The organism is Geodermatophilus sp. SYSU D00691 (genome assembly GCF_054050275.1).
This window is the reverse complement of sequence record NZ_JBJGYZ010000006.1, coordinates 162,038-176,741: the sequence shown is the minus strand read 5'-3', so window position 1 is coordinate 176,741 and position 14,704 is coordinate 162,038. Positions and strand designations below refer to the sequence as shown.

General features: G+C 76.3%; 17 protein-coding genes. 8 read left to right on the top strand and 9 right to left on the bottom strand.

Going from position 1 to position 14,704, the window contains the following annotated elements; translation table 11 throughout:
- Window positions 1-15: 15 nt before the first annotated feature.
- The 4 genes from rplT to ACI797_RS06680 all read right to left on the bottom strand — a co-directional run bounded on the left by rplT (window position 16) and on the right by ACI797_RS06680 (window position 2,147).
- Window positions 16-399, bottom strand: coding sequence for a 50S ribosomal protein L20 (rplT, locus tag ACI797_RS06695; protein ID WP_456539730.1), 384 nt, complete (start codon window positions 397-399; stop codon window positions 16-18).
- 35 nt (window positions 400-434) lie between these two features.
- Entirely contained in the window at window positions 435-629 is a 195-nt protein-coding gene (gene rpmI, locus ACI797_RS06690) for a 50S ribosomal protein L35 (protein ID WP_456539729.1), read from the bottom strand.
- Window positions 630-745: 116 nt separating this feature from the next.
- Window positions 746-1,363: a translation initiation factor IF-3 gene (gene infC, locus ACI797_RS06685; RefSeq protein ID WP_456857846.1), complete on the bottom strand. Its 618-nt coding sequence runs from the start codon at window positions 1,361-1,363 to the stop codon at window positions 746-748.
- Between the two features lie 316 nt (window positions 1,364-1,679).
- Complete coding sequence (locus ACI797_RS06680; RefSeq protein ID WP_456857811.1) at window positions 1,680-2,147, bottom strand: PH domain-containing protein; 468 nt, start codon at window positions 2,145-2,147, stop codon at window positions 1,680-1,682.
- A gap of 48 nt (window positions 2,148-2,195) precedes the next feature.
- Between ACI797_RS06680 and ACI797_RS06675 the strand changes: the two genes are divergently transcribed.
- From ACI797_RS06675 to ACI797_RS06655, 5 genes are all read left to right on the top strand, one after another.
- Window positions 2,196-3,248, top strand: coding sequence for an MBL fold metallo-hydrolase (locus ACI797_RS06675; protein WP_456857809.1), 1,053 nt, complete (start codon window positions 2,196-2,198; stop codon window positions 3,246-3,248).
- Window positions 3,227-3,823, top strand: coding sequence for a uridine kinase family protein (locus ACI797_RS06670; protein WP_456857807.1), 597 nt, complete (start codon window positions 3,227-3,229; stop codon window positions 3,821-3,823). Before ACI797_RS06675 ends, ACI797_RS06670 begins: the two co-directional genes overlap by 22 nt.
- Window positions 3,824-3,900: 77 nt before the next feature.
- A complete protein-coding gene (locus tag ACI797_RS06665) occupies window positions 3,901-4,638 on the top strand; it encodes a GAF domain-containing protein (RefSeq protein WP_456857805.1) in 738 nt (245 codons plus the stop codon).
- Window positions 4,638-6,089, top strand: coding sequence for a PP2C family protein-serine/threonine phosphatase (locus ACI797_RS06660; RefSeq protein ID WP_456857802.1), 1,452 nt, complete (start codon window positions 4,638-4,640; stop codon window positions 6,087-6,089). Before ACI797_RS06665 ends, ACI797_RS06660 begins: the two co-directional genes overlap by 1 nt.
- A 60-nt stretch (window positions 6,090-6,149) precedes the next feature.
- On the top strand, window positions 6,150-7,292 hold the full coding sequence (locus ACI797_RS06655) for a uroporphyrinogen-III synthase (protein WP_456857800.1): 1,143 nt from the start codon (window positions 6,150-6,152) through the stop codon (window positions 7,290-7,292).
- Here ACI797_RS06655 and ACI797_RS06650 read toward each other — a convergent pair.
- Both ACI797_RS06650 and ACI797_RS06645 read right to left on the bottom strand, forming a co-directional pair.
- Complete coding sequence (locus ACI797_RS06650) at window positions 7,274-7,816, bottom strand: DinB family protein (RefSeq protein WP_456857798.1); 543 nt, start codon at window positions 7,814-7,816, stop codon at window positions 7,274-7,276. The genes ACI797_RS06655 and ACI797_RS06650 overlap by 19 nt on opposite strands.
- 31 nt (window positions 7,817-7,847) lie before the next feature.
- Window positions 7,848-9,236, bottom strand: a complete 1,389-nt coding sequence (locus ACI797_RS06645; RefSeq protein ID WP_456857796.1) for an MFS transporter — start codon at window positions 9,234-9,236, stop codon at window positions 7,848-7,850.
- 147 nt (window positions 9,237-9,383) lie between these two features.
- Here ACI797_RS06645 and ACI797_RS06640 point away from each other — a divergent pair, with 147 nt between their 5' ends.
- On the top strand, window positions 9,384-10,175 hold the full coding sequence (locus ACI797_RS06640; protein ID WP_456857794.1) for a hypothetical protein: 792 nt from the start codon (window positions 9,384-9,386) through the stop codon (window positions 10,173-10,175).
- 100 nt (window positions 10,176-10,275) lie between these two features.
- Here ACI797_RS06640 and ACI797_RS06635 read toward each other — a convergent pair whose 3' ends face one another.
- Window positions 10,276-11,073, bottom strand: coding sequence for an AraC family transcriptional regulator (locus ACI797_RS06635; protein ID WP_456857792.1), 798 nt, complete (start codon window positions 11,071-11,073; stop codon window positions 10,276-10,278).
- Between the two features lie 50 nt (window positions 11,074-11,123).
- Here ACI797_RS06635 and ACI797_RS06630 point away from each other — a divergent pair, with 50 nt between their 5' ends.
- The gene (locus ACI797_RS06630) at window positions 11,124-11,543 is read left to right on the top strand and encodes a DUF2000 family protein (RefSeq protein ID WP_456857790.1); all 420 of its coding nucleotides are present in this window, start codon (window positions 11,124-11,126) and stop codon (window positions 11,541-11,543) included.
- On the opposite strand, the gene ACI797_RS06625 is transcribed toward ACI797_RS06630, so the two are convergent.
- On the bottom strand, window positions 11,518-13,113 hold the full coding sequence (locus tag ACI797_RS06625) for an FAD-dependent oxidoreductase (protein WP_456857786.1): 1,596 nt from the start codon (window positions 13,111-13,113) through the stop codon (window positions 11,518-11,520). The two genes, ACI797_RS06630 and ACI797_RS06625, sit on opposite strands and share 26 nt — an antisense overlap.
- Before the next feature lie 66 nt (window positions 13,114-13,179).
- Here ACI797_RS06625 and ACI797_RS06620 point away from each other — a divergent pair, with 66 nt between their 5' ends.
- Complete coding sequence (locus ACI797_RS06620) at window positions 13,180-13,767, top strand: helix-turn-helix domain-containing protein (protein ID WP_456539716.1); 588 nt, start codon at window positions 13,180-13,182, stop codon at window positions 13,765-13,767.
- 28 nt (window positions 13,768-13,795) lie between these two features.
- On the opposite strand, the gene ACI797_RS06615 is transcribed toward ACI797_RS06620, so the two are convergent.
- The gene (locus ACI797_RS06615; protein WP_456857779.1) at window positions 13,796-14,668 is read right to left on the bottom strand and encodes an iron-siderophore ABC transporter substrate-binding protein; all 873 of its coding nucleotides are present in this window, start codon (window positions 14,666-14,668) and stop codon (window positions 13,796-13,798) included.
- Window positions 14,669-14,704 lie beyond the last annotated feature (36 nt).

Sequence of the window (14,704 nt, the reverse complement as noted above, 5' to 3'; positions counted from 1 at the left end):
GGGTCGTGCTCGGGATCAAGCAGCCTGCTCGCCGGAGGGGGCGGCGGCGACGGCGGCGCGCGCCGTCTCGACCAGCGCGGCGAAGGTCGCCGGCTCGTTGACGGCGAGCTCGGCGAGCACGCGCCGGTCGAGCTCGATGCCGGCCAGCTTCAGGCCCTGCATGAACCGGTTGTAGGTCATGTCGTTCTGGCGGGCCGCGGCGTTGATCCGGGTGATCCACAGCTTGCGGAAGTCGCCCTTGCGGACCTTGCGGTCGCGGTAGGCGTAGGTGGCCGAGTGGAGCACCTGCTCCTTGGCCTTGCGGTAGAGCCGGGACCGCTGACCGCGGTAGCCGCTGGCCGCCTCGAGGGTCGTCCGGCGCTTCTTCTGGGCGTTGACCGCCCGCTTCACGCGTGCCACGTGAGCTCCTTGATCTTCTCGTTACGGGAGGGCGGTCAGATGCCCAGCAGCTTCTTCAGGTTCTTCGCGTCGGCGGGCGAGATCACCTGGTCCTGGTCGAGCCGGCGCTTGCGGGTCGAGGCCTTGTGCTCGAACTTGTGCTGGTTGTTGGCCTGCTCGCGCATGAGCTTGCCCGAGCCGGTCACGCGCACCCGCTTGGCCGTTCCCTTGTGCGTCTTCTGCTTCGGCATGTCTCTCGTTCCTCGGTGATCGTCGTACGCCGTCCGGCGCCGCGGGCAGCACGTGGCTGCCGCACGGCACCGCTGGGTGGTGCGGTCTGTGGTGCCCGGCCGGGGCCGCCACCCGGTCAGGTGCTGGGCGCCTGCTCCTCGGCAGCAGCCGGCCCGGGATGGGCGGCCGCCGACCGGTCGGCCTTGGCCTGACGGCGCTCGGCCTGCGCGGCCTGCTGGTCCTTCTGGGCCTGCAGCTGCGCGTTCCGGTGCGGGGCGATCACCATGACCATGTTCCGGCCGTCCTGCTTGGGGTTGGACTCGACGACGCCCAGTTCGGCGACGTCGGCGGCCAGCCGCTGCAGCAGTCGGTAGCCCATCTCGGGCCGCGACTGCTCGCGACCGCGAAACATCACGGTGATCTTGACCTTGTCGCCGCTCCGCAGGAAGCGCTCGACGTGGCCCTTCTTGGTCTCGTAGTCGTGCGGGTCGATCTTGAGGCGCAGCCGCATCTCCTTGATGACGGTGAGCGCCTGGTTCCGCCGGGCCTCGCGGGCCTTCTGGGCGGACTCGTACTTGAACTTCCCGTAGTCCATCAGCTTGACGACGGGCGGCCGGGCCATGGGCGCGACCTCGACGAGGTCGAGCTCGGAGTCCTGGGCCAGGCGCAGCGCCTCGCCGATCGGCACGATGCCGACCTGCTCGCCCTCGGGCCCGACCAGGCGGACCTCGGGGACGCGGATACGGTCGTTGATGCGGGGCTCGGTGATGGCCTCTCCTCACGTACTGCAGGGTGGGGAGCTCGCAGCCGCCGGGCGCCGGGACGACGAAGGCCCCGCGAGCGTCAGCTCACGGGGCCCACTCGTGCCGGTGCGCGCTCGGGCCGGGACCCGTGCGCGACGCGGGACCGGCGCAGGCGCCGGTTCCGCGGACCGGTGACCCGGGCGCCGGGAGGCGTCGGGTGGGAGCGGGCTCCTCTTGGATCGACGGCCCGGGGCGGGGCCGACGGTGGTTCGCGCGCCTCGTGTAGCGGGGAGGCACGCCCATGCTACAGCGCGATCGGGGGCCTGGTCATTCCCGGGTGGTCGTCCCCGCCCCGGTGGCGGCCGCGTGCAGCGCCCGCAGGCCCTCGAGGGCGGCCACCGCGTGCTCCCGGTCGACGGCCTGCACCGCCATCAGGGCGATCTCCTCGCCGTTGGGCAGCTCGAGGCTCGCCCAGCGCGCCTTGCGCCCGAACCGCACCGCCCGCACCGCCGACCACGGCAACGCGTGGGAGGTGAAGAGGTTGCGCACCCGGATCCCCTCGGCGTCGGCGTCGACCCGCGGCCGGCCGAGCAGCGCGATGCCCAGCGCGACCAGGATGCCCAGCCCCAGGAGGGCGAACTGGTCGACGGTGCCGAACTGCACCACCCCGGTGGAGGACTCCGGCAGCGTGATCGCGACCCAGACCATGACGGCGAGGACGACGACGGCGAGCGCGGCGCAGGCCGCGCGCATGACGCGCGGCACGGCCGAGACGGAGCGGACGGAGGGCGGCACGCCCCCATGCTGCCAGCCCGCGCCGCCGGTGCTGGCAGAGTGCGGGCCGTGGAGGTGACCGGCGCGGCGCAGCACGAGGCGTGGACGGCGCGGGCGCTGCCCCCCGTGGAGCGCCTGGCCGAGGACCTGTGGTCGGTGCCGGTGCCGATCCCGCACGGCGGGCTGCGCTACGTCAGCGTGCACGTCCTGGCGCTCGCCGACGGCGGGCTCGGCCTGGTCGACGCCGGCTGGGGCAGCGACGAGGCGTGGACGGCGCTCGGCGACGGGCTGGCCGCGCTGGGCGGCTCGGTGGCCGACGTCCGCGGGGTGCTGGTCACCCACCTGCACTTCGACCACCTCGGGCTGGCCGGCCGGGTGCGCGAGGCCTCGGGCGCCTGGATCGCCATGCACCCGGCCGACGCGACGGTGGTGGGCGCGCCGGCGTTCCGCGACCCGGCGGCGTCGGTGGCCGCCGAGGTGGCCTTCCTGGTCTCGCTGGGCGCCGACCCCGACGACGCGGCCTCCGACGTCGGCGATGCCGCGCACCACGCCCCGTTCTCCGGCATGGCCGTGGCCGACCGCCTGCTCGAGGACGGCGACCTGGCCGACCTGCCCGGCTGGCGGCTGCGGGCCGTGCACACCCCCGGGCACACGCCCGGCCACCTCTGCTTCGCCGAGGAGCGCACCGGGCTGTTCTTCTCCGGCGACCACGTCCTGCCCCGGATCAGCCCCAACATCTCGACCTCGGGCTGGGGCGCGGCCGACCCGCTGCGCGACTACCTCGGCTCGCTGGGCCGGGTGGGCGACCTGCCGGAGCCGGCCGAGGTGCTGCCGGCGCACGAGTGGCGCTTCCGCGGGCTGCGGTCGCGCACCGACGAGCTCGCCGCCCATCACGAGCACCGGCTGGCCGAGCTGCTCGCCGCGGTGCGCGCCCACCCGGGCAGCACGCCGTGGCAGCTGGCCGCCCACCTCACGTGGTCGCGGCCGTGGGAGCAGTACGAGCGGCGGATGCGGATCTTCGCGGTCACCGAGACCGACTCCCACCTGCGGCTGCTGGCCAGCCGCGGCCTCGTCGTCGGCACGCCGGGGCCGGTGCCCACGTGGACCGCCGCCGCCCGGTGATCCCGTTCGCGGAGCTGGCCGCGCGCGTGCGCGCCGAGCCGCCCCGGCTGGGCCCCGTCCGGCTGGTGTGCGTCGACGGCCCGGCCGGCTCCGGCAAGACGACGTTCGCCGGCCGGCTGGCCGCCGCGCTCGGCGCCGACGCGGAGGTCGTGCACATGGACGACCTCTACGCCGGCTGGACGCTCACCGGCGGCGCCGCCCGCCTGGCCGCCGGGGTCCTGCGGCCCCTCGCCGCCGGCCGGCCGGGCGGCTACCGCCGCTTCGACTGGGCGGCGGGCCGGTTCGCCGCCGTCCCCACCCCCGTACCGGTGCCGGCGGTGCTGGTCGTGGAGGGCTGCGGGGCCTGCCCCGCGGCGCTGGACCCGGTCACCACGCTCCGGGTGTGGGTGGAGGCGCCGCCTGACCTGCGCCTGGCGCGGGGGCTCGACCGCGACGGGACCGGGTACGAGGGCCACTGGCGGCGCTGGCAGGCCGCCGAGGCCGCGCACTTCGCCGCCGACCGCACCCGCGAGCGGGCCGACCTGCGGATCGACGGCGCGGCCGGGACGGCGACGGCCGTCGCGCCGCTGCCCTGACCGACGCCTAGGCTGAGCGCGTCGCCGCCATCGAACTCACGGTCGGCCCGCGCGACGGTGCTGGAACGAGGTGTGCCGTGCCCCGGCAACCTTCGTCGGACTCCGCGCTGCCCCTCGCCGACGAGCTCTCCGCCGTGTTCGCCCGGATGTCCGGGCTCCTGCTGTCCCACGAGTCGGTGACCACGGCCCTGGGCCTGGTCACCTCCCTGGCGCTGGAGACCGTCCCGGGATCGACGGGGGCGGGGGTGTCGATCCTCGACGAGCTCGGGCGGCGCACGTCCGGCGCCACCGACGAGCGGGTGGAGCAGGCCGACGTCCTGCAGTACGACCTCGACGAGGGCCCCTGCCTGGCCGCCACCGCCATGCGCCGGGTGGTGCGGGTCGACGACCTCGCCGCGGAGGACCGGTGGCCGCGCTGGGCGCAGGCCGCGGCCGGGCTCGGGCTGCGTGCCTCGCTGAGCGCCCCGATGGTCGCCGGCGACCGCGCCCTCGGCGCGGTCAAGGTCTACGCCGAGCGGGCCGGGGCGTTCGACCGGCAGGCCGAGCAGCGGCTCACGATGTTCGCCGCCCAGGCCGCGATCCTGGTCGCGAACGTGCAGGCGCACGAGCGGGCGCGGCGGCTCACCGACGCGTTGCGGCAGGTGGTCCGGGAGCGCGACGTCGTGGGCATCGCCAAGGGCGTGCTCATGGACCGGCACGGGGTCGACGAGGACACGGCCTTCGGCATGCTGCTGGCCCGCGCGGCCCAGGACGCCGAGCCGCTGCGCGACTCGGCCCGGAGCGTCGTCGACTCCGCCGTCCGCCGGCGGCGGTGATGCCCGGGTCGTCGGAGGAGGAGCAGCGGACTGCCCTCACGCAGGCCTACCGGCACGCCGACCTGACCCTCGAGCAGCTGTGGACGCGCTACTTCGCCATGGGCGGCAACCTGGACCTGCTCGACGTGGAGGCGTTCCTGAGCGGGTTGACCGCGCTGCCCGCCGCGGAGCGGGACGTGCTGGCGCACGCGGTGAACGAGCGGCTCGACGAGCTGCGCTGGCGGCGGCGGGTGCCCTACAGCCGGCCCATCCGGCAGCGCCGGCAGGCGACCGGGCCCCTGGCCGCCCTCGTCCAGCTGCTCGAGGCCGCGCACGCCGCCCCGCCCGACCGCCTGGCCGCGATCGCGCAGAGCGCGGGGCGGTCGATGGACGTCGAGGTCGTCGTCCACCTGGTCGACCACGACCAGCGCATGCTGCACCGGCTGACGACCGGCGGCCCGGCGGAGCAGCCGCCGCTGGCGGTGGACGGCACGATCGCGGGCCGGGTGTTCCAGACGGTGCGCGTGCTGCCGTCGGAGGGTCGGGACCGGCCGCGGCTGTGGGTGCCGCTGCTCGACGGCTCCGACCGACTGGGCGTGCTGGAGGTGGGCCTGCGCTCCGCGGACGAGCTCTACGACCCGGCGCTGCGCGAGCAGTGCGGCTGGCTGGCCGGCCTGCTCGGCCACCTGATCGCCTCGATGAGCCCGTACGGCGACGAGGTGGAGCGCGCCCGGCGGCAGGGGACGCGGTCACCGTCGGCCGAGCTGATCTGGCAGCAGCTGCCGCCGCTGACCGCGTCGACCGGCGCGTTCACGCTGGCCGGCCTGGTCGAGCCGAGCTACACGGCCGGCGGGGACGCCTTCGACTACGCCCTGTCCGAGCGGACGGTGTCCCTGGCGGTGTTCGACGCGATGGGCCACGGGCTGCCGGCCGCGCTGCTCGCCGCCGCCGCGCTCGCCGGCTACCGCAGCGCCCGCCGCGACGGCCGGGGGCTGTACGACCAGGTCCGCGCCATCGACGCCGTGGTGGCGGAGCACTTCCCGGGCAGCGCGTTCGTGACCGGCGTGCTCGCCGAGCTCGACGTCGGCAGCGGCCGGCTGCGCTACGTCCGCGCCGGGCACCCGCCCCCGCTGCTGCTCCGGGCGGGCAAGGTGGTCAAGGACCTCCCCGGGGGGCAGCGGGTGCCCTTCGGCCTCGGCGCCGCGGAGCTGACGGTGGCCGAGGAGGTGCTCCAGCCGGGCGACTGGCTGGCGCTGTACACCGACGGGATCACCGAGGCACGGGACGCGACCGGGGCCTGGTTCGGCGAGGACCGGCTGGTGGACTTCCTCCGCCGCGCCGCGGCCGCCGCGCACCCGCCGCCGGAGACCGTGCGCCGGCTCGTCCGGGCCGTCCTGGACCACCAGGCGGGCGAGCTGCAGGACGACGCGAGCATCCTGCTGGCCAGCTGGGGGCGGGACCGCACGGTGTGACACGCCACGGTGTGCCGGGTGCGACACACGCCCGCAACGCGGGCACAGCACCATGGAGACGTGAGCGATGCCCTCCCGGACGCCGGTGCCCTCCCGGACGCCGGCCCCGACGCGCCCCTGCCCCTGGCGGGGTACACCGTCGCGGTCACCGCGGCACGCCGCAAGGAGGAGCTCGGCGCGCTGCTGGACCGCCGCGGCGCGCGCGTGGTGTACGCGCCGGCCATCCGCATCGTCCCGCTGGCCGACGACACCGAGCTGGTCTCGGCCACCAAGGAGGTCCTCGCCGGGCCGGTCGACCTCGTGGTGGCCACGACCGGCGTCGGCTTCCGCGGCTGGCTGGAGGCCGCCGAGGCGTGGGACCTGCCGCTGGTCGAGCACCTGGCCTCGGCGCGGGTGCTGGCCCGCGGCCCCAAGGCGCGCGGCGCGATCCGCGGCGGCGGGCTGGTCGACGCGTGGTCGCCGGAGTCGGAGTCGTCGGCCGAGGTGCTCGAGCACCTGCTCTCCGGCGCCGAGGGGCCGCTGGCCGGTCGCCGGATCGCCGTCCAGCTGCACGGCGACCCGCTACCGGACTTCGTCGACGGGCTGCGCGCGACCGGCGCCGAGGTGCTGACCGTGCCCGTCTACCGGTGGGTGCTGCCTGAGGACGTCGCCCCGGTGCACCGGCTGGTCACCGCGGTGGTCGCCGGCGGGGTGGACGCCGTGACGTTCACCAGCGCGCCCGCGGCCGCCAGCGTCCTGCAGGTGGCGGCCGAGCTGGGCCGGGGCGAGGAGTTCGTGACCGCCCTGCGCGGGCGGGTGCGGGCGATCGCCGTCGGCCCGGTGACCGCCGGCCCGCTGGTGGCCGCCGGCATCCCGAACTGGCAGCCCGAGCGGGCCCGGCTCGGGGCGCTGGCCCGCGAGGTCGTGGCGCGGCTGCCCGAGCGCGACCCCGTGCTGGAGCTGGCCGGCCACACCCTGCAGGTGCGCGGGCACGCCGCGGTCGTCGACGGCCGCCTCGTGGAGCTCGCCCCCGGGCCGCTCGCGGTGCTGCGGGCGCTGGCCGAGCGCCCCGGCACCGTCGTCTCCCGCCCGTCGCTGACCGGCTGCCTGCCCGGCGGCGGTGACGCGCACGCCGTGGAGATGGCGGTCACCCGGCTGCGCGCGGCGATCGGCTCGACGCTGGTGCAGACGGTGGTCAAGCGGGGCTACCGGCTGCCGGCCTGACCCCAGCGGTACAGGTCGCGCAGCAGCGCGATCTCGGCGCCGTGGTGCGCCAGCTCGTCGAGGGCGTGCGCGACCAGGTCGGCCCAGGTCCCCTCGGCGTAGGGACCCCACCGCGGGCCCAGCCGCTCCCAGATGCCGTCCTCGCCCCGGGTCTCGGCGGCCGCGCGGAACGCCGTCGCCGCGGTGCGCAGGTCGCGCAGCGCCGTCGCGGCGTCGCCGTGCCACTCGCGGTCGTCGACGGCCAGCGGGCGCCCGCCCGGCGAGGTGCGCAGGTAGTAGGCCAGGCAGTCCGACGCCAGGTGCCACAGCCGCCAGGCGATCGTGGTCACCGGCGCCGGGTCGGGCTCGTCGTAGGTGCCGTCGGCGGTCCAGGTCCCGTCGTCGGCCCGGCTGACGCTCCACGCGCCCGGGACCGGTCGCCAGAGGTACTCCTCGTCGGAGAGCCCCTCGAGCCGCCGGTCGAGGCGCTCCCAGGCGTCGTCCCAGACGCGCAGCAGCACGGGCAGCACCAGGCGGTCGCTCATGCCGCGCAAGGTAGCCGCCCCCACCGACGACTCACACGCGGTGGGCGGCTCCCGGGCGCAGGTAGACGACCCAGGTGACGACGACGCAGACGGCGTAGAAGGCGATGAACGCCAGGTACGCGGCGTCGCCGCTGCCGGTGGACAGGAACGACTGCCGGAACGCCAGGTTCACCAGCACCCCGCCGAAGGCGCCGACCGCGCCGGCGATGCCGATGAGCGCCCCGGACATGCGCAGCGCCCGCCGGTCGGCGGCCTCGGGGTCGCCGCCCTCGGCCACCGACTGCAGCGCCTGGGAGCGGAAGATCGCCGGGATCATCTTGTAGGTCGAGCCGTTGCCGACGCCGCTGAGCACGAACAGCAGCACGAAGCCGACGACGAACAGCGCCATCGACCCGGTCTGGGAGGCGGCGAACACCACCGCCGCGCCGAGGGCCATCGCGAAGAAGGTGAGGAACGTGATGCGGGCGCCGCCGAACCGGTCGGCCAGCGAGCCGCCGAGCGGGCGGATCAGCGACCCGAGCAGCGGGCCGAGCCAGGTCAGCGACGCGGCGGCCAGCGGGGTGGCGAAGTCGGCGGCGAACTGGTTCTGCAGCACCTGGCCGAAGGCGAACCCGAAGCCGATGAACGAGCCGAACGTACCGATGTAGAGGAACGACATCGCGTAGGTGTGCGGCTCCCGCACCGCCTGCCGCATGGCCCGCGGCTGGTTGCGCGCGGCGGTCAGGTTGTCCATGAGCAGCGCCGCGCCGACCGCCGCCGCCACGATCAGCGGCAGGTAGACCCAGAGGACGACGCGGGGGTGCTCGACGCCGACCGTGGCGAGCACCAGCAGGCCGACCAGCTGGACCACCGGGACGCCCAGGTTGCCGCCGCCGGCGTTGAGCCCGAGCGCCCAGCCCTTGAGCCGGTCGGGGTAGAAGGCGTTGATGTTCGCCATGGAGCTGGCGAAGTTGCCGCCGCCGACGCCGGCCAGGGAGGAGACCAGCAGGAGGGTGCCGAAGTCGACGCCGGGCTCGAGCACGATCGCCGTCGCGACGGTCGGGACGAGCAGCAGGGCCGCGCTGACGATCGTCCAGTTGCGGCCGCCGAACGTCGCGACGGCGAAGGTGTAGGGCAGGCGCACGAACGCGCCGAGCGCCGTCGGCAGCGTCGTCAGCAGGAACTTCCCCGCCGGGTCGATGCCGTAGACGCTCTCGGGCAGGAACAGCACCAGCACCGACCACAGGCTCCAGATCGAGAAGCCGACGTGCTCGGAGAACACCGAGAAGAAGAGGTTGCGCCGGGCCACCCGCTTGCCGGTGGACTCCCAGAACCCGGGGTCCTCCGGGCGCCAGTCCTCGATCCAGCGGGGCCGGGCCCGGCCGCGCGGCAGCGGCAGGGTGGTCAGCGACGGCGGCGGGGTCTGCGCGGGAGCGGCCATGCCGACCACCGTCGCGAGCGCCCGTTCCCCCCTGGTTGCCCCGAGGGGGAACCCGTGTTCCGTTTCGCTCACCGCGGGTGCCCCGGTGTGGTGAGGCCGGTGCCGCCGCCGTGCGCCGGGCCCCGGCCGCCGGGGAAGATCACCGTCGTGAGCCTCCCCGCGGACCAGACGGCACCCGGCCGTGCCCTCATCGAGGCCGGCGGCCCGGTCGCCGGCTCCATGACGACGGCCGCGGCGGCGCTGGTGTTCGAGCGCGGCACCGGCGCGGTGCAGCTCGACCCGCGGCTGGCCGCGTGCCTGCGCGCCGCCGCCGAGGAGGCCGCCGGTCTGCCGGTGCCCCGCGAGCGGGTGCGGGCCGGTGCCGCGCTGGCCTTCGCCGTCGAGCACGCGGTCACCCTCGGCCGCTCCGGCCGGCAGCTGCACGACGGCTTCTTCACCGGCCGCAGCGGGGTGCGCTCCGCCGCGGCGGAGGTGGTCGAGGGCGCGGTCGCCGCGGCGCGGCGGTCGGTCGACGAGCGGCGGGTGCGGCACCTGGGCTACCTGGTCGCCGAGGTGGCCTTCTCCGCCGACGTCGACGCCGAGCTCGTCGCCCGGGGGCTCGTGCTCGCCGACCGGCTGAACTGGCGGCAGCTGGCGCTGCTGGCCGGCGTCGGCCGCCGCGACCGGCAGCCGCTGCCGATGGCGCCGCTGGAGGACGAGCCGCGCGCGTGGACCGCGTGGGGTGCGCGCGAGGACGTCGACGACCTGCAGCGGACCCGCCTGGTCGACCCGCCGCTCGTGCCGGCCCGGCCCGGTGCCGCCGCGCGTCCGCGGCTGCGCCCCACCGACCTGCGGCTCACCCGCCGCGGCGTGCTGGTGCACCGGCTGCTGGCGCTGGACTTCGTGCGCGACGACGCCGTGGCCGCCGCGCTCGCCGACCTCGGGCTGCCGCGCTCCTGACCACCGCGCACCGCCCGCTCCTCCCGTGCACCACCCGCACCGCAGGACGGGCGGTGCGCGCAGGACGCGGGCGACGCCCTGCGCGGTCCCGCCGGGCTGGCTAGGAGGAGCGCGCGTAGGCGGCCGGCGTCGTCGCCAGCATCCGGCGGAAGTGCCGGGTGAGGTGCGCCTGGTCGTAGAAGCCGACCGCCGTCGCCACCTGGGCGGCCGGCATCCCCTCGAGCAGCAGCCGGCGGGCCCGCTCGACCCGCCGGCCGGTGAGGTAGCGGTGCGGCGGCAGCCCGTGCCGGCGGGTGAAGGCGCGGACCGCGTGCGTCGGCGAGACGCCGAGCGCGGCCGCCGCCGCGGCCAGGTCGACCCCCTCGGTCAGCCGGGCGTCGACCAGATCGCGCAGCCGGTCGGCGACCGCGTCGTCGCGCACCGGCGGCGGCGGGACGACGGCACGGTCGAGGTGCTGCCCCAGCCGCTCCAGGACGAAGGCCAGCCGGCTCTGCGCCTCCAGCCGGTCGCCGTCGCGGCGCAGCGCCCCGTGCAGCGCGGAGACGCGGGCGCGCAGCACGGCGTCGTCGAACGCCGGGGAGTCGACCGACCGGCCGACGCGCTGCTCCCCCAGCGTTGCCGGCTCCAGGTAGAGCACCCGCTTGCGGAAGCCGCCGGGGAACTGCGAGCGGCCGTCGTGGGGCACCCCCGGCGGCAGCAGCGTCACCTCGGCCCGCGAGGCGCCGTGGGCGTGCCGGTCGAGGTCGTAGCGCACGGCGCCGTCGTCGACCAGCAGCAGCGTCCAGGCGTCGTGGGTGTGCGCCGGGTAGACGTGGTCGGTGAACCGGGCGTGGAAGACCTCGGTCAGCCCCGGCACGTCGGGCCGCCAGGCGGTGACCTCGGCCCGGACGTGGGCCACGTCAGGAACGTACAAGACCGGCCCCGCCCCGCCGCCGGACGCTGGCGGGCATGGAGACCCCGCCCTGGCCCACCAAGATCGCCGTCGTCCTGCGGGACGGCCTGCTGCCGTGGCAGGAGCTCAACGTGACCGCCTTCCTCGCCGGCGCGATCGCCGGGGCGGTCCCCGAGCTGATCGGCAAGCCGTACCTCGACGGCGACGGCACCGCGTACCTGGCGATGTTCCGCCAGCCGGTGGTCGTGCTCACGGCGGACGGCGAGGTGCTGCAACGGGCGCGGACGCGGGCGCTGGACCGCGGGCTGCCGCTGGCGCTGTTCACCGCCGACCTGTTCGCCACCGGCGGCGACGCCGACAACCGCGCCGCCGTCGCCGCCGTGACCGGCCCGGCGCTCGACCTGGTCGGGGTCGCGCTGCACGGGCCGAGGAACGCCGTCGACAAGGTGGTCAAGGGCGCGCGGATGCACCCGTGATCCGGCGGGCGCGGAGCACCGCGTCGGCGACGTGGTGGACGTCGCCGTGCGCCTCGTGGCCGCGCGCGGTCCGCGGCCGGGCCTCGGCCACCTGCACCTCCCACTCGGCCGGGTCGAGCAGTTCGGCCAGCTGCTGGGCCGTGGCGAAGTACTCCGGCCGCGCGTCGTGCCGGATGCCCAGCGCCATGTCGCTCGGGTCGTGGTTGACCAGCAGCAGCGTGCCGCCAGGGGCGACCGCCGCGGCGAGCCCGGCGACCACCTTCTCCCGGACGTCGGCCGGCGGGTGCAGGAACGACGCGGTGACCAGGTCGTAGGCGCCGGCCTCCGGCGGCTCCTCGGCCAGGTCGGTCTGGCGCCACTCGACGCGGTCGGCGAGCCCGCGCTCCGCCGCCGCCCGCGCGCCGCGGTCGATCGCCACCTGCGACAGGTCCAGCGCGGTCACCCGCCAGCCGCGCTCGGCCAGCCACACCGCGTCGCCGCCCTCGCCGGCCCCGGCGTCGAGGGCGCGCCCGGGCGGCAGGTCGGCCACCTCGGCGACCAGGACGTCGTTGACCTCCCCGCTCCACAGGTGCTCCGCCGTCCGGTAGCGCTCCTCCCACCACGCGCGGTCGTGCACCTCGGTCGCCCGCCGGTGCTCCTCGACCGCCCGCCGCGTGTCCTCCTCGCCGAGGTCGCCGGTGAGGTGCGCGCCGGCCATGAGGCCGGCCGCGGCGGCCACGATGACCTGGGCGGAGAGGTCGGCGACGTTGCCGGCCACCCACACCCCGGGGACGGCGGTGGCGCCGGTCGGCCCGGCGGGGACGGCGCTGCCGAACGGCACGCCCTCGCGGAGCACGGTCTCCGCCTCGAGCCTGAGCTCGCCCAGCAGCTCGGCGCGCGCGGTGAACCGCGGTGACACCACCACGGCCTCGCGCTCCACCACGGTGCCGTCGGCCAGGCGGACGCCGGTCAGCCGGTCGCCGTCGGCCACCAGCCCGGCGACGGGCTGCTCGACGACGACGATCCCGCGGGCGGCCAGCCGCTCGCGCTCCTCCTCCGTCGGCTCCGGCGAGGTGTGCCGGAACAGCACGACGTCGGAGCTCCACTGCCGCCACATCAGCGCCTGGTGGACGGCGAAGGCGGTGGTGCCCAGGATGCCGATCGGCCGGCCGCGCACCTCGGCGCCGTGGCAGAACGGGCAGTGCAGCACGCCGCTCCCCCACTGCTCGGCGACGCCGGGGACGTCGGGCAGCTCGTCCACCAGGCCGGTGGTGACCAGCAGCCGCCGGGCGCGCACCTCGCCGGCGTTGGTGGTGACGACGAAGCCGTCCCCCTCGCGGCGGGCGCCGGTGACCCGGCCGTCGACCACCTCGCCGCCGTACCCGGCGACCTCGCCGCGGCCGATGGCGTACAGCTCGGCCGGCGGGGTGCCCTCCCGGCCGAGGTAGTTGTGCACGTGCCCGGCCGGCGCGTTGCGCGGCCGCCCGTCGTCCACCACCAGCACCGAGCGGCCCGCCCGGGCCAGCGTCAGCGCTCCGCTCAGGCCGGCGGCGCCGCCGCCGACCACCACCACGTCGTACGCGTTCTCCATGCCGACGACGGTGCACCCGGCGCCGCCGACTTGACAAACTCCTTTGCCCGGACAGCAAATGGAACCGTGGACGAGGACGTGCTGGCGGGGGTCGGCTCCCGGCTGCGGGCGCTGCGCCGGGAGAAGGGCGCGACGCTCGCCGAGCTGTCGGAGGTCACCGGCATCTCGGTGAGCACGCTGTCGCGGCTGGAGTCCGGCGACCGCAAGCCCACGCTGGAGCTGCTGCTGCCCCTCGCCCGGGCGCACCAGGTGCCGCTCGACGAGCTGGTCGGCGCGCCGCCCATCGGCGACCCGCGGGTGCACCTGCGGCCGCGCAGCAGCCACCACGGCACCACCGTCGTCCCGCTGACCCGGCGGCCCGGCGGCATCCAGGCGTTCAAGATGGTCTACCCGCCGCGCACGCCGCCCGGCGCGCCGGGCGACCTCGAGCTCAAGGTGCACGAGGGCTACGACTGGCTCTACGTGCTCTCCGGCCGGATGCGGGTGGTGCTCGGCGAGCACGACGTCGTCCTGGCGCCCGGCGAGGTCGCCGAGTTCGACACCCGCACCCCGCACTGGATCGGCAACCCGTTCGACGAGCCGGCCGAGGTCCTCGGCCTGTTCGGCCCGCAGGGCGAACGCCTCCACGTCCGCGCCGCCCCCCGCGGCCGCTGACCCCGCTCCCGGCGTCGGAAGCGGCGGGTCAGGTCGTGGGGACGGCGGCGGCGAGCTCCGGCACGAAGCTCTCCAGCAGGTACGGCAGCCTCAGCGCGCTGGAGAACTGCAGGGCGTCGTAGTCGGACCCCTCGACGAACACCGAGCGCCCCTCGGCGACGGCGGGGATCGCGGCGAGCACCGGGTCCGCCTCGATCCCGGCGCGCTCCTCGGCGGCGCCGGACTGCCACACGATCACGTCGGCGTCGCGCAGGTTCGTCTGCTCGCGGCTGACCGTCCCGTAGAACTGGTCGCCGGCGATCTCGTCCAGCTCGGCCGAGACGGTCATGCCCAGGTCGACGAAGAACCGGGTGCGGGTGTCGTCGGAGGCGTGGAACGGGTACTCGCCCTCGAACGCCGGGCCGGACAGGGTGAGGCTCGCGCCGTCCAGCTGCGGGTGCTCGGCGCGCGCCTCGTCCAACAGCGCCTCCACCTCCGCGACGAGCTCCTCGGCGCGCTCCTCCTGGCCGAGGGCCTGCCCGGTGACCCGCGTCTGCTCCTGCCAGGGCGTGCCGAAGGCGACGTGGCCGGCCGGCTGCACCACGGTCGGCGCGATGCCGGACAGGGTGTCGTACTCGTCCTCGGTCAGGCCGGTGGTGACGGCCATGATCAGGTCCGGCTCGGCCGCCGCGATCGCCTCGAAGTCGACCTCGGCCCGCGGCATGATCACCGGCTCGGCGTCGCCGGCGGCCTCGTCGGCCCACGGGAAGAAGACGTCGTCCTCGGGCCCGAAGGCGTAGCGCACCGCGACCGGTACCACCCCGAACGCGAGGATCGCGTCCTGCTCGGTGTAGCCCAGCGAGACGACCCGGTCGGGCTCCGCGGGGATCCCGGTCTCGCCGTGGGCGTGCTCGATGGTCACCGGGAGGCGCCGCCGGCGGTCTCCTCGGACGCGGCA